This window comes from Chitinophaga sp. MM2321 (assembly GCF_964033635.1).
GTDB lineage: Bacteria > Bacteroidota > Bacteroidia > Chitinophagales > Chitinophagaceae > Chitinophaga.
The window spans coordinates 5,209,986-5,232,793 of record NZ_OZ035533.1 but is presented as its reverse complement, the minus strand read 5'-3'; the positions used below and the strand labels follow the sequence as shown (position 1 = coordinate 5,232,793).

Annotated in this window: 20 protein-coding genes; 6 read left to right on the top strand and 14 right to left on the bottom strand. The window is 46.8% G+C overall.

Going from position 1 to position 22,808, the window contains the following annotated elements:
* The first annotated feature begins 50 nt into the window (after nucleotides 1–50).
* Nucleotides 51–1,055, top strand: coding sequence for a FecR domain-containing protein (locus ABQ275_RS20335; RefSeq protein WP_349314986.1), 1,005 nt, complete (start codon nucleotides 51–53; stop codon nucleotides 1,053–1,055).
* On the opposite strand, the gene ABQ275_RS20330 is transcribed toward ABQ275_RS20335, so the two are convergent.
* The 4 genes from ABQ275_RS20330 to ABQ275_RS20315 form a co-directional block, all read right to left on the bottom strand.
* Nucleotides 1,056–1,529 (bottom strand): MarR family transcriptional regulator, encoded by a 474-nt coding sequence (locus ABQ275_RS20330; RefSeq protein ID WP_349314985.1) that lies wholly within the window; start codon nucleotides 1,527–1,529, stop codon nucleotides 1,056–1,058.
* A 216-nt stretch (nucleotides 1,530–1,745) separates the two neighbouring features.
* Nucleotides 1,746–2,921, bottom strand: coding sequence for a mannonate dehydratase (gene uxuA / locus ABQ275_RS20325; protein ID WP_349314984.1), 1,176 nt, complete (start codon nucleotides 2,919–2,921; stop codon nucleotides 1,746–1,748).
* 118 nt (nucleotides 2,922–3,039) lie between these two features.
* Nucleotides 3,040–4,353: a glycerate kinase gene (locus tag ABQ275_RS20320; protein WP_349314983.1), complete on the bottom strand. Its 1,314-nt coding sequence runs from the start codon at nucleotides 4,351–4,353 to the stop codon at nucleotides 3,040–3,042.
* Nucleotides 4,354–4,479: 126 nt separating this feature from the next.
* Nucleotides 4,480–4,911: a hypothetical protein gene (locus ABQ275_RS20315; protein WP_349314982.1), complete on the bottom strand. Its 432-nt coding sequence runs from the start codon at nucleotides 4,909–4,911 to the stop codon at nucleotides 4,480–4,482.
* Nucleotides 4,912–5,116: 205 nt separating this feature from the next.
* Here ABQ275_RS20315 and ABQ275_RS20310 point away from each other — a divergent pair, with 205 nt between their 5' ends.
* Nucleotides 5,117–8,164: an amidohydrolase family protein gene (locus tag ABQ275_RS20310; RefSeq protein WP_349314981.1), complete on the top strand. Its 3,048-nt coding sequence runs from the start codon at nucleotides 5,117–5,119 to the stop codon at nucleotides 8,162–8,164.
* Nucleotides 8,165–8,189: 25 nt separating this feature from the next.
* A complete protein-coding gene (locus ABQ275_RS20305) occupies nucleotides 8,190–9,485 on the top strand; it encodes an amidohydrolase family protein (RefSeq protein WP_349314980.1) in 1,296 nt (431 codons plus the stop codon).
* Between the two features lie 151 nt (nucleotides 9,486–9,636).
* Here the strand turns inward: ABQ275_RS20305 and tyrS are convergent, their stop codons facing one another.
* The 7 genes from tyrS to ABQ275_RS20270 all read right to left on the bottom strand — a co-directional run bounded on the left by tyrS (nucleotide 9,637) and on the right by ABQ275_RS20270 (nucleotide 17,008).
* Complete coding sequence (gene tyrS / locus ABQ275_RS20300; RefSeq protein WP_349314979.1) at nucleotides 9,637–10,926, bottom strand: tyrosine--tRNA ligase; 1,290 nt, start codon at nucleotides 10,924–10,926, stop codon at nucleotides 9,637–9,639.
* Between the two features lie 150 nt (nucleotides 10,927–11,076).
* The gene (gene rfbD / locus ABQ275_RS20295) at nucleotides 11,077–11,943 is read right to left on the bottom strand and encodes a dTDP-4-dehydrorhamnose reductase (protein WP_349314978.1); all 867 of its coding nucleotides are present in this window, start codon (nucleotides 11,941–11,943) and stop codon (nucleotides 11,077–11,079) included.
* A 9-nt stretch (nucleotides 11,944–11,952) separates the two neighbouring features.
* Nucleotides 11,953–12,513: a dTDP-4-dehydrorhamnose 3,5-epimerase gene (rfbC, locus tag ABQ275_RS20290; protein WP_349314977.1), complete on the bottom strand. Its 561-nt coding sequence runs from the start codon at nucleotides 12,511–12,513 to the stop codon at nucleotides 11,953–11,955.
* A gap of 7 nt (nucleotides 12,514–12,520) precedes the next feature.
* Entirely contained in the window at nucleotides 12,521–13,576 is a 1,056-nt protein-coding gene (gene rfbB / locus ABQ275_RS20285) for a dTDP-glucose 4,6-dehydratase (RefSeq protein WP_349314976.1), read from the bottom strand.
* Between the two features lie 21 nt (nucleotides 13,577–13,597).
* On the bottom strand, nucleotides 13,598–14,542 hold the full coding sequence (locus ABQ275_RS20280; RefSeq protein ID WP_349314975.1) for a UDP-glucuronic acid decarboxylase family protein: 945 nt from the start codon (nucleotides 14,540–14,542) through the stop codon (nucleotides 13,598–13,600).
* Nucleotides 14,543–14,558: 16 nt separating this feature from the next.
* Complete coding sequence (locus ABQ275_RS20275; protein ID WP_349314974.1) at nucleotides 14,559–15,872, bottom strand: UDP-glucose/GDP-mannose dehydrogenase family protein; 1,314 nt, start codon at nucleotides 15,870–15,872, stop codon at nucleotides 14,559–14,561.
* Nucleotides 15,869–17,008, bottom strand: a complete 1,140-nt coding sequence (locus ABQ275_RS20270) for a DegT/DnrJ/EryC1/StrS family aminotransferase (RefSeq protein ID WP_349314973.1) — start codon at nucleotides 17,006–17,008, stop codon at nucleotides 15,869–15,871. The genes ABQ275_RS20275 and ABQ275_RS20270 overlap by 4 nt, the downstream gene beginning before the upstream one ends.
* Nucleotides 17,009–17,118: 110 nt before the next feature.
* Here ABQ275_RS20270 and ABQ275_RS20265 point away from each other — a divergent pair, with 110 nt between their 5' ends.
* Nucleotides 17,119–18,381 carry a glycosyltransferase N-terminal domain-containing protein gene (locus tag ABQ275_RS20265; protein ID WP_349314972.1) on the top strand — a complete coding sequence of 421 codons (1,263 nt, stop codon included), beginning with the start codon at nucleotides 17,119–17,121 and terminating at the stop codon, nucleotides 18,379–18,381.
* On the opposite strand, the gene ABQ275_RS20260 is transcribed toward ABQ275_RS20265, so the two are convergent.
* On the bottom strand, nucleotides 18,351–19,247 hold the full coding sequence (locus ABQ275_RS20260; protein WP_349314971.1) for a hypothetical protein: 897 nt from the start codon (nucleotides 19,245–19,247) through the stop codon (nucleotides 18,351–18,353). The genes ABQ275_RS20265 and ABQ275_RS20260 overlap by 31 nt on opposite strands.
* A gap of 89 nt (nucleotides 19,248–19,336) precedes the next feature.
* Between ABQ275_RS20260 and ABQ275_RS20255 the strand changes: the two genes are divergently transcribed.
* Nucleotides 19,337–19,903, top strand: a complete 567-nt coding sequence (locus ABQ275_RS20255; protein WP_349314970.1) for a thymidine kinase — start codon at nucleotides 19,337–19,339, stop codon at nucleotides 19,901–19,903.
* 18 nt (nucleotides 19,904–19,921) lie between these two features.
* Here the strand turns inward: ABQ275_RS20255 and ABQ275_RS20250 are convergent, their stop codons facing one another.
* Both ABQ275_RS20250 and accC read right to left on the bottom strand, forming a co-directional pair.
* Nucleotides 19,922–20,422 carry a GtrA family protein gene (locus ABQ275_RS20250; protein ID WP_349314969.1) on the bottom strand — a complete coding sequence of 167 codons (501 nt, stop codon included), beginning with the start codon at nucleotides 20,420–20,422 and terminating at the stop codon, nucleotides 19,922–19,924.
* Nucleotides 20,423–20,478: 56 nt separating this feature from the next.
* On the bottom strand, nucleotides 20,479–21,969 hold the full coding sequence (gene accC, locus ABQ275_RS20245) for an acetyl-CoA carboxylase biotin carboxylase subunit (RefSeq protein WP_349314968.1): 1,491 nt from the start codon (nucleotides 21,967–21,969) through the stop codon (nucleotides 20,479–20,481).
* Between the two features lie 108 nt (nucleotides 21,970–22,077).
* Here accC and ABQ275_RS20240 point away from each other — a divergent pair, with 108 nt between their 5' ends.
* Nucleotides 22,078–22,746 (top strand): heme exporter protein CcmB, encoded by a 669-nt coding sequence (locus tag ABQ275_RS20240; protein WP_349314967.1) that lies wholly within the window; start codon nucleotides 22,078–22,080, stop codon nucleotides 22,744–22,746.
* The last annotated feature ends 62 nt before the right edge of the window (nucleotides 22,747–22,808 follow it).

Here is a 22,808-nt window from a genome sequence, read left to right as displayed (position 1 = left end):
AAACCTCACTGAGGTGACCTAATTATTTATTCTTTGCGAAGTTAAGTATCTTGCAAATCATCTACAGCATTGTACGGGACAGCACTATGGATCAACCTTCACCAGAAATAAATGAGCTGATAACACGCTTCATTCAATCACCGCAAGATCCTGTATTACAGGAACAAATTGCTGTATTGAAAGCTAGTGGACCAGCTCAATCGCGTTATCTGGAAAGCAGGCTGGAAGCCTGGTTGAAAGATGATGCGGGTGCTGTTATCACAACCGGTACATTGAAAAAGCGTGCCCCTTCCCGTGGCCGCAATCCCTTTACACATCGCTTTCCTGCCTATTCCCGCTGGTTGTGGATAGCAGCGGCTGCTGTTATCCTTGTAGCGGGCGGTATTACTTTTTATCACCTGCAGGCGCCCCCGAAAATGGCGGTGCGCAACAATACAAGCGATCATCTTGATTCCTTCCTGCTGGCTGATGGCAGCAAGGTTGTGCTGAATAAAAATGCGATTATCTCTCATGGTGTACGGCCGGAGAATGATCATGAGATAGCGGTATTGGCCGGAGATGTATATTTTGATCTGAAGCAGCAATCGGCTTGCAGGGTAACGGCCGATTCGCAAAACATCCTGCTGGCTACAGGCGCTGCTTTCAACGTTCATAAAACAAAAACAACCACCGGCGTTTTTGTTGCACGGGGAAAGCTGACAATCGTAAAGGAGGATGGAAAGGAAACGGTGCTTTCCACCAACATGCAGGGAAAGCTTGCTGATGCACAACCGTTGAAAACGCAACTGCTGAAAAGCCAGGCGCCGCTGGCCTGGAGAACAGGCGCCCTCCGTTTCAGGAACGTGCCGCTGGAAGAAGTACTGGATGCGGTAAGCGGCTACTATTCCATTGATATCCATGTGCCGCCGTCTGCTGCCAGGAAGCTGTATAAGAAAAAGCTGACCGTTGATTTCAGGACGAAATCTGAAAAAGAAATGATAGCGCAGTTGCAGAAAAGCTTGTTGGTATATATCGTTAAAGACAGTACCAATGCGTATTATGTAACCTTGAAATAATTACTTTTCATCCAGGCTGTTATACAGTTTTGCCATGATGCGCTTCAGCTGTAACATATCTTCTTCCCCGATCATGGCTGTATAACGGGCATGAATTTCTTCTACCGCATCTGATGCATTGATCATCAGCTCCTTTCCTTTTTCTGTCAGGAAAATGATACTGGCGCGATTGTCTGTATCGTGTTTGCGGGTACTGATATAACCTGCTGCCTCCAGGCTTTTCACCACCTTACTCATGGCTTGTTTGCTGATACGGGCCTTTTTGGCCAGTTCATTATTGATGGTGCCCTGGGCGTCTATATTTACCAGTAACACCATTTCTCCCAGCTTAAAATTGATGTATCCACGTTCCTGGATCTTTTCTATGAGGCGGAGGTCCACATCTTTTTTAAGGAGGTTTAGCAGGCGTGCGAGGCTATTGGGCCTTCTGGCAAGAGACGCCTCGTACTTTGCATCAATTGAATTGCTCATCATGTTGTAGGTTTAGTAAGCTATTAAAGAGGAAAGGGCTGACGTTGTGTCAACCCTTCTCCCTAATTATTTATTGGCAGTGCTTTTTGTACACGTAATCAGCCATTACGGTATTGTTTCAAAAACGCTTTCTGCCCTGGCATAGCATCTCAGTCCGACGATGGTATTGCTTATCCCCACCTTTACACGTTGTGTGGACCTGATGCTGGTAGATGTCAGTCAATCAACGCCTAAAGCTCCGGCAATGCCCATTTCCAGACCACGTATCTCTGCCAGGCCACGCAGACGGCCAATACCGCTGTAGCCTGGATTTGTTCTTTTATGTAAGTCATCCAGCATCTGGTGTCCATGATCGGGCCGCATCGGAATGGATACACGGCGTCTTTTCATGGTGGTGAGGATGTTCTTTACTACGGCAAACATATCGACGTTGCCTTCCAGGTGGTTGGCTTCGTAGAAGTTACCCTGTGCATCGCGTTGGGTGCTGCGCAGGTGAAGGAAGTGAATATGATCGCCCAGGCGTTCAATCATGCCGGGAAGATCATTATCCGCACGTGCGCCATAGGAGCCGGTACAGAAGCACAACCCATTGGCAGCATAAGGCGCTGCAATCAGCAGTTCTTTTGCATCCTGTTCCGTGCTTACCACACGGGGTAGTCCGAAGATAGGGAATGGAGGATCATCCGGGTGGATGGCCAGTTTCACGCCCACTTCTTCCGCTACGGGAGCTATCTGCTGTAAAAAATAAAACAGGTGTAGCTTCAGCTGTGTAGCGTCAATGCCTTTATATTTATCGAGAGCTGCCTGAAACTGCTGCAAACCAAAGCTCGCCTCTGATCCGGGCAATCCGGCAATAATGTTTTTCTGTAATAAAGCGCGGGCTTCTTCCGTCATGCTGTCGAAATGTTCCTTCGCACGGGATATTTCCTCGTCGGTATAATCTTTTTCAGCAGCAGGTCTTTGCAGGATAAACAGGTCGAAAGCCATGTAGGCGGCCTTTTCAAAGCGCAGTGCTTTGGACCCGTCGGCTACGGTGTAGGCGAGATCAGTGCGTGTCCAGTCAAGAACAGGCATAAAATTATACGTAACCACGGGGATGCTGCAGGCAGCCAGGTTACGCAGCGTTTGCTGATAATTGGCAATATATTCCCGGAAACGGCCGCTCTGCGTTTTAATATCTTCATGTACGGGCACGCTTTCCACAACGGACCAGGTAAGGCTGGCTGCTTCAATGATTGCTTTACGTTGTAATATCTCCTCTTTCGTCCACACTTCCCCATTTGGCACATGGTGCAACGCTGTAACAATACCGGTAGCTCCTGCCTGTTTAACATCAGACAAGCTAACCGGATCATCAGGCCCGAACCATCGCCATGTCTGTTCCATTCTCAGCATAATGCATATTGATTTAGTAAATCCAAAACAAAATTGATGAATTCAAGACCCAAAAATAAAATCTATCGGCAGATATTCAAACTTTAAATGAGAAAAGCTAAAAGCCGGCTACAGAAAGCTATTCAATTAATACGATCATGAGGTCCATTACATTGGTTTGTGTAGGGCCTGTAACGATCAACCCGCCTGCTTTTGAGAAGAAATGCCAGGCATCGTTGTTGTGTAAAAAACTATTTGCGTCGAGTTGTAATGCCGCCGCATTTTTCATGATGGCTTCATTTACCAGTGCGCCGGCTGCATTCGTTGGACCATCCGTACCATCGGTACCACCACTTAAAACGGTGATGTTGGCGTGGCCGGATAAGGCTATTCCTGCTGCCAGTGCCAGTTGCTGGTTACGACCGCCAACACCTGTACCGGTAACATTCACAGTAGTTTCGCCCCCCATCAGCAAACAGGCAGGCAGGGGGCCTTTATAGTCAATAGCTTTTTTTACCAGGGCTGTTGCCACCGTATGTACTTCACCGGTAGTACCGGAAGATAATACCTGCGGATGATATCCCAGCTCACGGGCTTTATCAGCCGCGGCTTCCAGCGCAATGTGGTTGGTACCGGTAAGATAATTGTGTACGTGCCGGAATCCTGCTGCCCCCGGTTTGGGGGTGTCGGGCAGTTTTCCCGCAACGCCTTTCTCGATATGTTGCTGTAAGCTATCAGGTATTTTTCCGGTGAGATGATATTTGCGGAGGATAGCCAGGGTATCAGCAAAAGTAGAGGGGTCGGGCACGGTAGGACCGGAGCCGATGATACTCATATCATCTCCTACCACATCGCTCAGTATCAGCGTGCATAACGTTGCCGGATATATGCTTTTTGCCAGCTGCCCGCCTTTGATCTGTGAAAGATGTTTGCGCACTACATTCATCTCCTGTATTTCGGCCCCGCTTTTCAGCAGCAGGTCAAACAGTTGCTGCACTTCCGCTAAATTGCTTCCCTCGGGGAAATCGGCCAGCAGGGCAGAGGCACCACCAGACAAAAGAAAGATCACCAGGTCGCCGGATTGCGCCTGTGCGGCTATTTCCAGCAGCTTAACGGTAGCGGCTACACTGTTTTCGTCCGGTACCGGGTGCCCTGCTTCCAGCAACTGAATGTATTGTAATGGTAAGGCGTGTTCATATTTGGTCACCACCATCCCTTGCAGGGGAAAGTGCGCGCCCAGGAGATATTCCAGTTCCTGCGCCATTGCTGCCGCCGCCTTGCCCGCCCCGATAACCAGGACCCGGCCATTGGCAGGCAACACATATTTATCTCCCGAAATAAAAATGATATTATCCTGTACGCGCACATTATTACGCATCAGCTGCGCCGGATGCACCGCTGCCACCGCATGAAGGAAAATGGATTGGATGTCCTTTATTGGCTGAAACCCCATGTGGAGATTTTTTGATTTAGTTATTTACGAATTTAGGGATTTGAAATGCAGCGGAGACCTAATTGATCATCTTCGCTGCATTTCAAATCCCTAAATTCGTAAATAACTAAATCTCTAAATATTTTTTTACTCCTGGATGCCCTCTTTTTTCTGTCTTTTCTTTTCCATTTTGGCTTCCAGTTGTTCTTTCTTGTTTATTTCCCAGTCGTTCCATTTCTTATACTGGGTGGCTGAAAACACATCTTTGAAACGTTGATTACGCTCTGTATCCAACACTTTCAGCTGTTGCATCCGTTCTTTTTTAGAGAGGATTTTATTAGCGTGGATGGCATCTGTGCGACGGATGATGTCTTCATTGATGACATATATTTTTTTATACTGGTCTTTGTTTAACCCCACCTGGCGTGATATCTTATCACTGATTTTGTCTGCTCTTCCTTCCACCCCCCAGCGGCGGCCGCCCGCGTTGGCGCTATCAGCGATTTGTGCTGTAGCCTGGATACTGATGCCGGAAAGCAGGCAAAAGAGCATCCCTGTAAAAACGGAAAATAACTTCATAGTCAGCAGTATTATAATAATTAGACAAACTTACTGGATAAACCCTTGTCAAATTATTTCTTTTTAGTGTGAATGCAAAAAACTCATTACAGCAAGATTGATACCATTCATAAAAAAAAGCGGAAATAAGCGGAACCTGCTTTAATGATTTCCTACATTTAACATTACAACTAAATCTGGATCGAAATAAAATAAAAAAAAGTACATGAAAAAAGCTTTTGAGAAACCCTGGATGGCCCTGTCATGCAGGGGTGTAGCCTATGCCTTGAACCGGCACCGCAGTAAATTGCTGCTGCTGTCGTTCTTGTTGGCAGGCTCCTACGTCCGTGCACAGGAAACCTATCCGGTCAACGGGATTGCAGACCCAAAAGAAGGGTGCTTCGCCTTCACCCATGCCACCATCGTAAAAGACGCACAAACAACGTTTAATAACGCTACGCTGGTGATCCGCGACGGCAAAATTGTAGCGGCCGGCCCTGCTGCCACCATTCCAAAAGATGCAGTAGTAGTGGATTGTAAAGGGAAGTATATCTATCCCTCTTTTGTAGATGCTTACAGCAGCTACGGCTTGTCGGAAGCCAAACACGGGGCCGCTGCCTGGAATGCGCCGCCGCAGTTTTTATCAAATACCAAGGGTGCGTACGGCTGGAACCAGGCCATTAAAAGTGAAGTGAATGCCGTAGAATTGTTTAATACAGACGAAAAAAAGGCTGCCACATTGCGGGAAGCGGGTTTCGGCATGGTGCTCACCCAGCAGGCAGATGGTATTGCACGGGGCACCGCAGCCCTGGTAACACTGGCCACTGCCAAAGAAAACAAGGTGATTATCCGGGAAAAAGCGGCAGCAGCCTATTCGCTTGAAAAAGGTAGCTCCACACAAAATAACCCAAACTCATTGATGGGGTATATCGCCCTGCTGCGCCAGACTTTCCTGGATGCCCGGTGGTATAAATCACAACCCGCAAAAGAAGGGGTAAACCTGAGCCTGGAGGCCTGGAATGCCAACCAGCAACTGCCACAGATCTTTGCCGTAACCGATAAATGGGATGCGCTGAGAGCAGATAAAATAGGTGATGAATTTGGTGTTCAATACATTATCAAAGCAGGTGGCAATGAATACCAGCGGATACCTGAGATGGCCGCTACCAAAGCCACCTTCATCCTGCCACTGAACTATCCTGGTGTTATAGATATGGAAGACCCCGGAGATGCACGGTTTGTATCGCTGGCAGCCATGAAAAACTGGGAGATGGCGCCCTCACAACCCGGCGCTTTTGAAAAAGCCAATATCCCGTTTTGTTTAACCGCCGCTGATCTGAAAGATGTGAAATCTTTTCCGGGCAACCTGCGCAAAGCCATTGAATATGGCCTCAGTGAACAGAAAGCTTTGGAAGCACTGACAAAAACGCCTGCCACCATTTTAAAGATATATGACAAAGTAGGTAGCCTGGAAGCCGGTAAACTAGCTAATTTCCTGATTACTTCCGGCCCGGTGTTCAAGGAAAATACCATCCTGTTTCAGAACTGGGTACAGGGCAACCGCTATGTTATCAAAGAGGATGGATGGAATGACATCCGGGGTATTTATACCGTGCGGCTTACACCCGGTAATAACGTCACCATTGAAATAAAAGGTACAGCTACCGCACCTTTGCTGGCAGTAATACAAAAGGATACCCTTTCAGGCCGCATTGATGTGGATGGTAAGCTGGTGTCTTTGTCTTTACCGCTGGCAAAGAACAGTAAAAAAAATGTACGCCTGAGTGGTGTGATCAGCGATAACGGCTGGACAGGTACCGGCTCGGATACAACCGGCACACCGGTAAGATGGGACGCCGTATTCGTAAAAGCCGGTTTGCCGAAAGCAGATTCCATCAAGAAAACGGAACCGGTGGAAATGGGTGCACTCTATTATCCGTTCAATGGTTATGGCTGGGATAAATTACCACAGCAACAGGATCTTATCATCAAAAATGCCACCGTATGGACCAGCGAAAAAGAAGGGAAGCTGGAGAATACAGATGTACTGGTGCGCAACGGCAAAATAGCGCAGATAGGTAAAAACCTTTCTGCCGGTAATGCCCGCGTAATTGATGGTACCGGTAAACACCTGTCTGCCGGCATCATCGACGAGCACTCACACATTGCCATTTCCAATGGTGTTAATGAATCGTCGCAAGCGGTTACCTCAGAAGTGCGCATCGCGGATGTAATCAATCCGGACGACATCAACATCTACCGGCAACTGGGCGGTGGCGTCACCACCTCGCATATATTGCATGGCAGCGCCAACCCCATCGGCGGACAGTCACAGCTGATCAAGCTCCGCTGGGGACAGAATGCAGAAGCGATGAAAGTAACCAACTGGGACCCATTCATCAAGTTTGCACTGGGTGAAAATGTGAAGCAATCCAACTGGGGCGAGCGTAATACCGTACGTTTCCCGCAAACAAGAATGGGAGTAGAGCAGGTGTACGTAGATGCGTTTACCCGTGCCCGTGACTATGAAAAACAAGGCGCTGACAAACGCCGTGATCTGGAACTGGATGCGTTGGTGGAAATATTGAACAGCAAACGTTTTATTACTTGTCATTCTTATGTACAGAGTGAAATTAATATGCTGATGCATGTGGCAGACAGCTTCCATTTTAAGGTAAATACTTTCACGCACATCCTCGAAGGATATAAGGTCGCTGATAAGATGAAAGCGCATGGCGCCGGCGCCGGTACCTTCGCCGACTGGTGGGCGTATAAAATGGAAGTACAGGATGCTATTCCTTACAATGCCGCTATCATGAGCCGTGTGGGGATTGTTACCGCGATCAATTCCGATGATGCGGAGATGGCCCGCCGCCTGAACCAGGAAGCCGCCAAGATCGTGAAATACGGTGGTGTAGCGGAAGAAGATGCGCTCAATATGGTCACCATCAACCCCGCGAAACTGCTGCATGTGGATAACCGCATGGGAAGTATCAAGGTAGGCAAAGATGCGGACCTGGTATTATGGAGTGATCATCCGCTGAGTATTTACGCAAAAGCAGAGAAGACCATCGTAGATGGTATCGTGGAGTTTGACCTGGATTACGATATACAACTGCGCAAACGTATTGCAGCAGAGCGTAACCGGCTTACCCAGAAACTGCTGGGCGAAAAGAAGAAGGGTACCCCTACACAGAAAGCAGCTTATGAACCGGATGAAACATACCACTGCGAAGATTTGCAGGGCGGTCATCAACTGGGTATTATCCGGTAAGCGTTTATCTTAAATAAATAATAACATGAGAAAATACAACTTATTATATCTGATGGTACTGGCTATGGGCTTACAAACGGCCCGGGCACAGGAAACCATCTCGCCGGCGCCTCCGCAGGATAAACCCGTGTACCTCACCAATGCTTTTATTCATGTAGGCAATGGACAGGTGATAGAAAACGGCACCATCGCTTTTGAAAAAGGAAAGATCACCGCCGTGGGCACCAATGTTCCCGCTGCGGGTAACAACGCTACTATACTGGATCTGAAAGGACAACATGTATATCCCGGCATCATCGCACCGGAATCCAGTCTCGGTCTCGTGGAGTTCGGAAGTGTACGTGCAACCGTTGACGTGAGGGAGGTAGGAGAGATCAATCCATCTATCCGGTCCATCATCTCCTATAATACTGATTCCAAAGTTATTAATACACTACGTTCCAATGGAATCCTGCTGGCACAGATTACACCGGAAGGTGGGATCATAAGCGGCACTTCCTCCGTAGTACAGCTGGATGCCTGGAACTGGGAAGACGCAGCTTATAAAACAGATAATGCCCTGCATTTTTATATTCCAAGGCTCATCAGCGTCGGCAACAATCGTAGTGCCACGCCACCCGCCATCGATCCGCTGAAGGTCAAAATGGAGCAGATCGAAAAGGTGCGTGTCTTTTTCCGGGAAGCAAAGGCGTACCTGCAAGAGAGCAAGCATGCGGCCACCAACCTGAAGTATGAATCCATGCGTAAACTGTTTAACAAGGAACAGCAACTTTTTATTCACTGTGAGCTGGTAAAAGAGATGCTGATTGCGCTCGATTTTGCGAAGGAATTTAATGTGAATGTGACCATTGTAGGCGGGTCTGATTCCTGGCTGATAGCGGATCTCCTGAAACAGCACAATATCCCGGTCATATTAACACAGCCGCATAGTTTACCATTGATGCAGGATGATGATGTGGACCAACCCTATAAAACGGCGGCGCAACTGCAAAAGGCGGGCGTATTATTTTGTATCAGTAATGAAGGCTTCTGGCAGCAGCGTAACCTGGGCTTTGAAGCTGGTACCACCGCCGCTTATGGCCTCACAAAGGAAGAAGCTTTATCTGCCGTCACCCTGAATGCCGCTAAAATATTAGGTATTGATAAAATGACCGGTTCCCTTGAAACAGGTAAGGATGCTAACATTGCAGTCAGCACCGGTGATATGCTGGATATGAAGTCGAGCAACATTACCCATGCATTTATCCAGGGCAGGGAAATTAACCTGGATAATAAACAGCATCAGTTGTATGAGAAATATGAGAAGAAGTACAGACCATGATTAAAGGATTAAAAGATTTGCCGGATGGGCGTTTTGTTGTTTACGGACCAGGATTAAAAGATTACAGGATTTAAAAGGATGGGTGTTTTGTTGTTTGTCTTTTTAAATTTTCAAACAACAAAACACCCATCCTTTTAAATCCTGTAATCTTTTAATCCTGGTTCGTTTTTACGAGATAATAATTCTTTTTCCCTTTCTGGAAGAGAATGTATTTACCGCGTAACAAAGCGGAAGTATCCACGATGGTATCGATGCTTTCTATTTTGTTTTTATTCATGCTTACGCCACCGCCCTGTACTGTTTTGCGGGCTTCTCCCTTACTTGGGAAGATGCCTGTTTCAGCAAGGAGGCTGATGATGTCTTTACCTGTTTCCAGTGCAGATTTTGCAATCTCATACTGGGGAACGCCTGACATCACATCCAGTAATTGTTCTTCTGTGAGTGATGCCAGCAGTGCTGCGGTGTCATTGCTGAATAATATGGAGGATGCTTTTACCGCAAAGTTGTAGTTTTCTTCGCCATGGATGAAAACAGTTACTTCTTGTGCGAGTCGTTTTTGTAGTTGGCGTTGACCCGGATTGAGCCGGTGTGCAGCAATCAGTTCTTCCACTTCCGGTTGTTCCATGAAGGTGAATATCTTGATATAGCTTTCCGCATCCGCATCTGTTGTGTTGAGCCAGAACTGGTAAAACATGTAAGGAGAAGTCCGGCTGGCATCGAGCCATACTGTGCCTTGTTCTGTTTTACCGAATTTGGTGCCATCTGCTTTTTTGATAAGCGGACAGGTGAAAGCAAAGGCTTCTCCGCCAGCTTTACGACGCACCAGTTCCGTACCTGTAACGATATTACCCCACTGGTCGGAACCACCCATTTGCAGCTTACAGTTTTTGGCTGTATACAAATGAAAGAAGTCGTAACCCTGAATGAGCTGATAAGTAAATTCAGTAAAGGACATACCGCTATCGCCTTCGATCCTTTTTTTAACGGAATCTTTGGCCATCATATAGTTAACGGTAATGTGTTTGCCGGTATCGCGGATAAAGTCGAGGAAGGAAATATGTTGAAACCAGTCGTAGTTATTCACCATTTCCGCCGCATTGGGTTTGGCAGGATCGAAGTCCAGGAAGCGTTCCAGCTGTTTTTTGATGCCGGCTACATTTATCTGCAGGGTATCGTTGTCCAGCATTTTCCTTTCTTCCGCTTTGAATGAGGGGTCGCCTACCATACCGGTAGCACCGCCTACCAGCGCCAGGGGCTTATGTCCTGCCTTTTGCAGGTGCACCAGCAGCAAGATAGGTACCAGGCTGCCAATGTGCAATGATGCTGCAGTAGGATCAAAACCTATATATGCAGTAGTCATTTCTTTTTGCAGTTGCTCTTCAGTGCCAGGCATCATATCCTGAAGCATACCCCGCCAGCGCAGTTCTTCTATCAGATTCATGATTTTAATAACAATTTTTGCAAACCTACACAAAAAATGTCTGAACTGCCGGATGATGGGGGAAGTTATCTGCCTGAAATTATATTTAATTGGTATTTGAATATCCATGTACGTTTCCTTCAGCAGGAAGCCGTACATGGATATTGCATGTTACATATTCTTCAGACACTTCGTGAGGCTGTCTCTCCAGTAAGGAATAGCGATGCCGAAGGTGTTTTTTATCTTTTCTTTGTTCAGTACACTATATGCAGGGCGTATTGCCGCTGTTTTGTATTTATCTGAAGTAACAGGGAGGATCGTGGTGGTGGCGTTGGTCATCTCTTTGATGGTAACGGCAAAGTCGTACCAGCTGGTAACGCCTTCGTTGCTGTAGTGATATACGCCACCAATGGCAGCATCAGGGTGTTCAGCCTTGTACAGTAACACATCCAGGATAGCAGCGGCCAGATCACCGGCATAAGTAGGGGTGCCGGTTTGATCAAATACTACATTCAGTTCCTGTTTTTCCTGCATCAGTTCGCGCATGCGTTTTACAAAGTTGACAGCATACTCAGAGTACAGCCAGGAGGTACGGATGACGATGGTTTCAGGGTTGTAGCCGGCAGCAGCTGCTTCCCCGCGCAGTTTGGATGCACCATAAATACTTTGCGGATCGGTGTCGTCTTCTTCTGTGTAGGGCACATTCTGTTTTCCGCTGAATACATAGTCGGTGGAGATCTGAACAAGCTGGGTATTGTGTTCCGCACACACTTCAGCCAGGCTTAATGCGGCCTGGAAGTTGAGCTGGAACGCTTTTTCTTCATCTGTTTCTGCTTTATCCACCGCCGTATAGGCGGCACAGTTAATACAGGCGTCAATGGTTTGGGCAGAGAAGTAACTGGCCAGTGCAGCAGCATCCGTAATGTCCAGGTCCTGGTAATCAGTATACAGCAGGTTGAACTGTGGATAAGCGTCAGCAGCCTTTTTCAGGGCTTGTCCTAATTGTCCGTTTCCGCCGGTAACAAGAATATTTTTCATAGCAAATAATCAGCTGTTAAAAACAAAATTATGGGTAATATCTGCCAGCTTTGGCAGGATCAGGTCTTTCTCTGATACTACGGCATCTTTGAGGTCAATACCCCAATCGATACCCAGTGCAGGATCATTGAAGATGATACCTCCTTCGCTGCCTTTCTGGTAGAAGTTATCGCATTTGTACATCACTTCTGCTGTATCACTGATAACGGCGTAGCCATGTGCAAAACCTTTAGGCACGAGCAGCTGCAACTTATTGTCAGCATTCAGTTCAATGGTAAATGATTTACCATAGGTGGGTGATCCTGTACGGATGTCTACCACTACATCAATGATACGGCCTTCGAGTACGCGGATTAGTTTCGTTTGGGCATAGGGTTCCAGCTGGTAATGCAGTCCCCGTAACACGCCGTAAGTAGAGCGGGCCTGGTTGTCCTGAACAAAGTTATAGTCAATACCTTCCGCCTGAAAGGTGTTGGCGTTATAGCTTTCAAAAAAATATCCGCGATGATCACCAAACACTTTCGGTTCATAAATTAAAAGTCCCGGTAATCCTGTTGCTGTAAAAGGCATAATAGTGCTATCTCTTTTGGTATTGGTCCTGGTAATACTTCGTATAGTCGCCACTGGTAACATGATCCAGCCATTCTTCATTGGCCAGGTACCAGTCTACTGTTTTTTCCAACCCTTCTTCAAACTGGAGGGATGGCTCCCAGCCCAGTTCCTTATTCAGTTTGGTGGCATCAATGGCATAGCGCAGATCATGTCCTGCACGGTCTTTCACATAAGTGATGAGCTGTGCAGAAGTACCTTCGGGACGTCCCAGCTTTTTATCCATGATGTTGCACAGGAGGTGAATAAGGTCGATGTTCTTCCACTCGTTAAATCCGCCGATGTTATATGTTTCGCCGGTTCTGCCCTGATGGAAGATGGTGTCGATGGCCCGCGCATGGTCATTTACAAATAACCAGTCGCGGACATTTTCACCTTTACCATATACCGGTACCGGCTTATTATTTTTGATATTATGAATCGCCAACGGGATCAGCTTCTCCGGAAAATGGTGAGAGCCGTAGTTGTTAGAGCAATTGGAAATGATGACAGGCAAATGATAAGTATGATAATATGCCATCACAAAGTGATCAGAACTGGCTTTGGAAGCAGAATACGGAGAGCGTGGGTCGTAGGCGGTTGTTTCATGGAAGAAACCTTCTTCGCCCAGTGAACCATACACTTCATCGGTAGACACGTGATAGAATAGCTTACCATTCATATCATCTTTCCAGTATTTCCTGGCTACATTCAACAATACAGCTGTACCCAGTACATTGGTTTTAATAAATGCCAAAGGCTCCATGATAGAGCGGTCTACATGGCTTTCTGCTGCCAGGTGTATCACCCCGTCAAATTTATATTGCAGGAAAAGCTGATCGATGAAAGCCTCATCTGTGATATCTCCTTTCTCAAAAATATAATTGGCCTTATCTTTTACGTCTGCCAGGTTTTCCAGGTTACCGGCGTAGGTAAGCGCATCCAGGTTCACAATCTGGTAGTCGGGATATTTGTTGACGAATAGCCGCACCACGTGTGAACCGATAAAACCTGCTCCGCCTGTAATTAAAAGTGTCCGCTTCATGCCGGTAAAAAGATTTAGAATTTATTTTAACAATGCTTCTTTAAAGTACTCATAGGTGATTTTTAATCCTTCCTGTCTGTTTACCTTCGGCTCCCATCCCAGTATGGCCCGGGCTTTGGTGATATCAGGCTGGCGTTGTTTCGGATCATCTTTTGGCAACGGATGATAAACAATTTTTTGTTTGGATCCTGTTAAAGCGATGATCTCTTCTGCAAACTGGTTCAGGGTGATTTCCTGTGGATTGCCAATGTTTACAGGCAGGTGATAGTCGCTCAGTAGTAAGCGATAAATACCTTCTACCAGGTCATCTACATAACAGAAAGAACGTGTCTGGCTACCATCACCAAAAACGGTAAGATCCTGTCCGTTCAGTGCCTGGCTCATAAATGCCGGTAAGGCGCGGCCATCATTGAGGCGCATCCGCGGACCGTAAGTGTTGAAGATACGGATGATACGTGTTTCCACACCATGGAAATTATGATAGGCCATCGTGATGGATTCCAGGAATCTTTTTGCTTCATCGTATACACCTCTTGGACCTACCGGGTTTACATTTCCCCAGTATTCTTCCGGTTGCGGATGTACATTAGGATCGCCATATACTTCAGAAGTAGAAGCTACCAGTATCCTCGCCTTCTTTTCCTTTGCCAGTCCCAGCAGGTTGTGTGTGCCCAGGGAGCCTACTTTCAGGGTCTGTATGGGCATCTTTAAGTAATCTATCGGGCTGGCCGGAGAGGCGAAGTTAAGGATGTAGTCCAGTTTACCGGGAACATGTACGAATTTGGTTACATCGTGATGATAGTATTCAAAATCCGGTGAAGGGAAAAGGTGTTCTATGTTTTTGATATTACCGGTAAGGAGGTTATCCATGCCAATTACATGAAAGCCTTCTTTTATAAAGCGATCACACAGATGTGATCCCAGGAAGCCGGCAGCACCAGCTATCAATATTCTTTTTTTCTCCATGAGGTAAGTTATAATATTATGATAAAACGGGTGTGCGGCCTACACTTTCATAGTGATATCCCAGTTCCTTCATGCGGGCCACTTCAAAAAGATTTCTGCCATCAAAGATCACATTATTGTTCAGTGAAGCAGAAATTTTATTGAAATCGGGCGTTCGGAAAACGCTCCATTCGGTGGCTATGATCAGTGCATCCGCATTATCAAGACATGTATATTGGTGATCTGCATAGGTGATTTTATCTCCCAGCAACTGGCGTACATTCTCCATTGCTTCCGGATCAAAAACGCTTACAGTAGCACCTGCTGCCAGTAAGGCATCAATAATATACAACGCCGGCGCTTCGCGGATGTCATCTGTATTCGGTTTGAAAGCCAGGCCCCACAAGGCAAAATGTTTGCCTTTAACGTCGCCGTTGAAATAGGCTTTTATTTTAGGGAGAAGAAAAAGTTTTTGTTTCTCATTCACATCCATTACGGCATTCAGTATTTTAAAGTCGTACTCTGCGTCTTCGGATGATTTCACCAGTGCCTGTACATCTTTTGGAAAACAACTTCCGCCATAACCGATGCCTGGAAACAAAAAGCGTTTACCTATACGGTCATCACTACCCATTCCCTTGCGTACCATGTCTACATCGGCACCCAGTTTTTCACACAGCACCGCCACTTCATTCATGAATGAAATTTTGGTTGCCAGGAATGAATTGGCGGCGTATTTGGTGAGTTCGGCCGACTTTTCATCCATGTATATGATTGGGTTTCCCTGTCTTACAAATGGGGCATACAGATCGCCCATTACTTTGCGGGCACGTTCTGAATTGGTACCTATTACCACACGGTCAGGTTTCATGAAATCATCCACGGCAACCCCTTCCCGCAAAAATTCAGGATTGGATACCACATCAAATTCCGTTTTGCAGTTTTTTGCCACTGCGGCGATTACTTTATCTGCGGTACCTACCGGCACGGTGCTTTTATCTACGATTACCTTGTAGTCGGTAAGGATAGTTCCCAACTGTTCTGCTACCCTGAGTACGAAAGAAAGGTCTGCCGATCCATCAGCACCCGGAGGTGTAGGGAGTGCCAGGAAAATAACTTCAGCGTCTTTAATGCCTTCTTCCAGACTGGTGGTAAAAGATAAACGCCCTTCTTTCAGGTTACGTTCAAATAGTTTTTCCAGTCCCGGTTCATAAATCGTGATCTGACCGGCGGATAGTTTTTTTACTTTGTTGGCATCTATGTCTACGCAGACTACTTCGTTTCCTGTTTCGGCAAAACAAGTGCCCGTTACCAGGCCTACATAGCCGGTGCCTACTACTGTGATCTTCATGCGGGGTGAGAGTTTAGGAATGATTTAACGGATTGAATAATGTGATCGAGTTGATCAGTGTCCATTTCAGTATGTATCGGTAAGGAAATCACCCTGGTGGTGAGATTATCGGTTACGGGTAAGTTGAAAGCAGCGCCGCCAAAATGTTCAAACATTTTCTGACGGTGAGCCGGTACAGGGTAATAAATCATGGCAGGTACCTGTTTTTCCTGGAGGTACTTTTGCAGTTCATTCCTGTCTGCTCCATCCAATTGAAGCGTATATTGGTGAAATACATGGTAGCTGTTAGCTGCCCTGTAAGGGGTAATGATCTGTGGGATACCGGCAAATGCAGCATCATAGGCATCGGCTACAGCACGACGGGCAGCCACGTATTTATCCAGTAAGGGTAGTTTAATACGTAATATAGCCGCTTGTACAGTGTCCAGGCGGGAGTTACAGCCTACTACATCATGATAATAACGGGCGGATTGTCCGTGATTGGCAACCATCCTGATCTGAGCGGCCAGTGCATCATCATTGGTGAATAAAGCCCCGCCATCGCCATAACAGCCCAGGTTTTTGGAGGGGAAAAAGGAGGTACAGCCAATGTGGCCAATAGTTCCTGCTTTCTTTTTGCTGCCATCTTTAAAAGTATAATCGGCGCCTATGGCCTGTGCGTTATCTTCAATTACATAGAGATGATGTTTTGCAGCTACGGCCATCAGCGGTTCCATATCGGTCACATGTCCGTAGAGGTGTACCGGCACAATTGCCTTTGTTTTAGGTGTGATGGCCCTTTCTACAGCCGCTACGTCCAGGCAGTAAGTCAGCGGATCAATGTCCACAAATACCGGTTTCAGTTGTAACAGGGCAATTACTTCTGCCGTAGCTATAAAGGTAAAAGAAGGAGTGATCACTTCGTCGCCGGGTTGCAGACCCAGTGCCATCATGGCTATTTGTAGCGCGTCGGTGCCATTGGCGCAGGGGATTACGTGCCTGATATCCAGGTACTGCTGCAACTCTTCCGTAAATTTTTGCACCGCCCCGCCGTTGATAAAAGCGGAACTTTCCAGTACTTCCTGGATGGCAGCATCAACCTGCGGTTTAATTTTCGCGTACTGGCGTTTCAAGTCGACCATCTGAATAGGCACCATATGAAATGTATATTTTTATTTTGTTTAAAGTGTGCAAATTTACAAATTTTGAGATTGGCTGGGGATTATCTTTGTAACACAATAAAAATTCAGTAAAAGTACGCAGGCGGATGATAGCAACAGCAATTTATAATGCAGCGATTCAATTATACAAAGGAGGCGTACGGCTGGCTGCTTTCAGCGGCAAGACCAAAGCGGCCCGCTGGCTCAAAGGCAGGCAGCACTGGCAGTTGCGTATGCAACAGGACGGGATAGGTACGCATCCGCTGGTATGGGTCCATGCGGCCTCCCTGGGAGAATTTGAGCAGGGAAGGCCCGTGTTGGAGGCTATCCGTGCCCGGTATCCGGCCTATAAAATTTTATTAACTTTCTTTTCTCCCTCCGGCTACGAAGTGCGAAAAGACTATAAAGGGGCTGATTTTGTGTATTATCTCCCCCTGGATACCAAAGGCAATGCCCGTGATTTCATGGATATTGTGAAGCCGGCGCTAGCCATCTTCATAAAATATGAATTCTGGTATCATTTCCTCACGGACTTGCATATACGTCAGGTGCCTACTTTGCTGGTGTCGGGGATCTTCCGGCAGGAGCAGGTATTCTTTAAAGGCTATGGCGGCATGTTCCGGCGCCTTTTGCAGCAGTTTACGCACATTTTTGTTCAAAATGAGGCTTCTCTTCATTTGTTGCAGGGTATCCGGCTCACTAATGTCAGTATCAGCGGGGATACGCGGTTTGACAGGGTATCGGCCCTGCCGATGGAACGCCAGACCCTGCCGCTGATTGAACAGTTTGCCGGTGACAGTACACTGATCGTTGCGGGCAGCACCTGGCCGGAAGATGAGCAGTTGCTGTCGGAATGGTGGTACCTGAGATCCCAGGCGGCGGTAAAGCTGATCATCGCCCCGCATGAAATCCATGAAAATCATATCAGCAGTATCAGAAGCCGGTTTCCAGGGGCTATTACCTGGTCGGAGCTGAGCAGCGCGGCTGCCGGAGCAGCAACTGTATTGATTATAGATAATATCGGGATGTTGACAACCCTGTACCGCTATGCCCATATTACGTATGTAGGTGGGGGATTTGGAAAAGACGGTATTCATAACCTGCTGGAACCAGCTGCCTATAGTAAGCCGGTGCTGATAGGGCCGGAGTTCAGTAAATACTTTGAAGCGGTGGAACTGGTGGCACTACACGGCGCCCTGGTGGTAAGCGGGCTGTCTAACTTTCATGCCTATATGAATTTGCTGCTGGACGATAGTGCCTTTTATCAGAAAACAGCTGCCATCGCCGGTAACTATGTACACGACAATAAGGGGGCAACAGCAAAAATATTAGATTATATTCAGGAAAACCGCTTTCTCAGCAATGAGTAGAAGTGTTGAACGAGGTGATGGTCATCCTGCCATCCCTGTATAATTTTTATTTCCCGCTGGATCCAGTAATCCGCTTCCTGCATGGAATTGCATTCGTTGATGGTTTTTACAGAACGTTCGTAAAGGTCTTTATCACCCCGGAAAAGTTCCTGGATAAACTGGTATTTATCATTGATGCCGATGGCATGACGCAGGTCGTTGATAGGCATTTCGCCCAGCTTTTGCGCTACTTCCACTTTTTGCTGCTGCCGCAGCTGGTCATTGATGGAGGCGTTGCTATTGCCAACGAGATCATTCAGGTCTTTGCGGATAGCCTTGGCGTCCTGGCCTTTATAGCCGTTTTTAGCGGGTGCTTCTGCCAGGTCAAAAAGGGTGGAAGTTGTGGCTGTTCTTTCTCTCTCCGTGGGAGGCACAGGTTTATGTGCTGCCAGCGTAGGTATGGGTTGCGGTGTCACTACCGGTTCCGGTTTGGCGGGTATTGGGTCCGCAGCTGCCGGTGCTTGTGGCAGATCTGTGGCTGGTACCGTCGTTTTTTCTGCTGGTAAAGTTGTAGTTTGCGCTGCGATAGTAGCAGGTGTATTTACAACTGGTTCCTCGGCCGGAGCCACAGGTGCTGGCGTTACAGGTGTAGTGGCCACAGGTTCCGCGGCGGGTGTAACAGGCGCAGGTGCCGGCACGCTATGTTGTGCAGGCATGATCACAGCGATCTGACCTTGCCTTTCCTGCATATCCTGCTGATGCTGCCGGTTACGGACATGTAACACCTCGGCCTGTAGCAATTGTACATAGTACGATATTGCCTGCAGGTCTGCGCCGGAATTTTTCAATTCCTGCAACTTCTCAATTAATGCACTTATTTTCTCCATGCCTTAATTGTTAACGCTTTGTGAGAGAATTTATTTTATTTGCATAAAATTAGAATTTTTTAATTAATTAATAATCAAAATACTACAATATGTTTATTGAACCTTCTCTTGCAGGAGGACGGAGGGGCTGGATAGAAGTAATTTGCGGCTCTATGTTCTCGGGAAAAACCGAAGAACTGATCCGCCGGCTGAAACGTGCGCGCATTGCCAATTTAAAGGTGGAAATCTTTAAACCCGCTGTGGACACCCGTTACGAGGAAGGTAGTATTGTATCTCACGATGAAAATAGAATTATATCTACCCCGATAGATAATTCTCAGCAACTTTTATTACTGGCGCAGGACGCAGATGTGATCGGTATTGATGAGGCGCAATTTTTTGATGCAGAACTCCCGAATGTATGTGATCAACTGGCGCTGCATGGCATCCGCGTAATTGTAGCGGGGCTGGATATGGACTATACCGGCAAGCCTTTTGGGCAAATGCCTTTCCTGCTGGCAAAAGCCGACTATATTACCAAGCTGCACGCTATTTGTGTAAAATGCGGCAATATTGCCAACTACTCTTATCGTAAGTCGGCAGAAACTGAAACCTTATTACTGGGAGAAATGGATCTCTATGAGCCCAGATGCCGGCATTGTTATTATCAGCAATAGTTTTCACGTTAGCTGATTTCAGGAAGATAATTTCCCGGGATGTGTTTGTTTTACTTTAAACGTAAATTTCTTTTGTGTGAGATAGCTGAACGTTACTACCAGGGCTGTAGTACAGATCTTGCCTACTGTAGGATAAAAGTGCAGGTGGTCTACAAACAGCTTCATAAAGGCATAATTGAGCAGGATACAAATCCCTACCAGCACAAAATAGCGGAAAAGCTGCGTGTGTCCGCGCAGGTTGGATTCGGAAAACACCACATATTTACTCAGGAGGAAACCGGTAGGAAAAGTAACTGCCATAGACATAAACAGGGCCGCAATGTGCGCACTCATATTGACGAAAGGCAGGTGTACCATTTGTTGATGCAATACAAAATTATAGCAAACAAAATAAAGTAATATATCCAATGCGGTATTTCCTCCGCCACAGGCAAGGTAGCGGAATGTTTGCAGCGGCATTACCTTTGCAAACGGCTGATAAAAAAAGTCAATTATCTGAAGTATGATCTTGCGTATCATATGTAAAATTGGCGCAAATTTAGTTGATTCCGGGTTTTATAGCAGCACTTTTAATCTTATCTTAACATATTTCTTTTTTTCCAGGCAGCGGGTTGTTGGTTTTCTGTACCGGCGGCCTGTTGTAAAGTTATCATTTGCTGCTGCCATACCTGTGCAGCCAGGATGGCTGCCAGTTTATCCACCTCTTCAGATCGCTCCTGTAGGGCTTGTGGCGTAAAATATTTCCCTATAAAATTAGTGTCGAAATTTCCTTCAATGAAAGCAGGTTGCTGCAATGCCCAGCGGCCAAAGGGAAGCGTGGTACGGATCCCTTTTATCTGGTATTCTTCAATGGCACGCAGCAGGCGGTGACGCGCTTCTTCACGGTTGCTGCCCCAGGCAATGAGTTTGGCAATCATCGGATCATAATAAATGGGAATGTCCATACCTTGTTCGTAGCCATCATCTACCCGTACACCATAGCCTTGCGGGCGGATATAGGTTTCCAGTTTACCCGTATCCGGTAGAAAGTTGTTGGCCGGATCTTCCGCACAGATACGTAACTCAATAGCATGACCGTTTATTTTAAGGCTTTCCTGTGTAAAGGAGAGCTTTTCACCACGGGCAATCTTTATCTGTTCCTTCACCAGGTCCAGACCCGTGATCAGCTCTGTTACCGGATGTTCTACCTGTAAACGGGTATTCATCTCCAGGAAATAAAAATTCAGTTTTTCATCTACCAGAAATTCTACCGTGCCTGCCCCGTAATAATTACAGGCTTTGGCTACCGCTACGGCACATTGCCCCATGGCGGCACGGATATCCGGTGTAAGCGAGGAAGAAGGGGCTTCTTCTATCAGCTTCTGATGACGACGCTGAATAGAACATTCTCTTTCAAAGAGATATACACAATTGCCCTGCTGGTCGCCCAGCACCTGTATTTCTATATGGCGGGGTGATCCCACGTATTTCTCAATAAAAACGGCATCATCTCCAAATGCGCTCAGGGCTTCACTTTTAGCCATCCTGATCTGTTCATCCAGTTCCTCCGGAACATTTACCACCCGCATTCCTTTACCACCACCACCGGCAGAGGCCTTGATAAGAATGGGGAATCCGGTTACCTTCACTACTTCGTGGGCTTCTGCTACACTGCGCAACGGTGTTTCTGTTCCGGGTACCATCGGTACACCAAACTTTTGTGCCGCCTGTTTGGCTGCCAGCTTGCTACCCATCACCTCAATAGAAGCCGCTGAAGGACCAATAAAAGTAATCCCGGCAGCAGTTACCTGTTCAGCAAAACGAGCATTCTCACTTAAAAAGCCGTAACCCGGATGAATGCCATCCGCGCCCTTTTCCTTTGCTACAGCGATGATCTTTTCTCCCAGCAAATAAGACTGGTTGGAAGGAGCCGGGCCAATACATACTGCCTCATCGGCGTATTGCACAAAAGGCATGGTACGATCGGCTTCAGAATATACCGCTACAGTTTTAATGCCCATCTCACGTGCAGAGCGCATAATCCGCAATGCTATTTCACCACGATTGGCAACCAGGATTTTTTCCATGCAAAAAATTTAAACCAACGGCTAATATACTATTAAACGGCTAATCATTAAAATCAGGCGGATCCCGGTCTGATTCGTAATCCGTAATTCCTATCTTTGCCGCTGATCATGAAGTCTACAAGTATTATACATCAGACGTTTACCCTTGTTAAAAAGGATTTATTGCTGGAATTACGCCAGCAGTATGCTTTTTACGGGGTGCTGCTCTATATTTTGTCTACCGTTTTTATCATTAACCTGATGACGGGCAAGCCGGAAGAGAAAATGTGGAATGCCCTTTTCTGGGTGATCCAGTTGTTTGTGGCGGTGAATGCGATTGCCAAAAGTTTCATGCAGGAAAGCCGGGGACGGTTGTTGTATTTCTATTCGTTGGTCCATCCCCGTTGTTTTATTGCTGCCAAGCTTATTTATAATGTAGTGCTGATGACGTTAATGAGCCTCATTGCACTGGTATGCAGCCTGATGTTCCTGGGCAACCCGCTCACGAATGCCCCTTACTTTATCGGTATTGTGCTGCTGGGAGGAGCCAGTTTATCGTTTTTATTCACCGTACTGGCGGCTATTGCGGCACAGGCCAACCATAATGCAGCCCTGATGGCGGTGATGGGGTTCCCCCTTATTATGCCGGTACTCATGTTGCTGGCAAATATCTCTTTGTCTGCTTTTGTAACCGTATATCAGCCAGGATTGCCAAAAATGTTCCTACTATTGGGTGGCATGGATGTGCTGATAGTCGCGCTCACGATGGTGCTCTTTCCTTTCCTGTGGAAGGACTAATTCGAAATATCCAATAAAAGGATCACTTATGTAAAGGATTTTTAATCAGGATTTAAGGATGT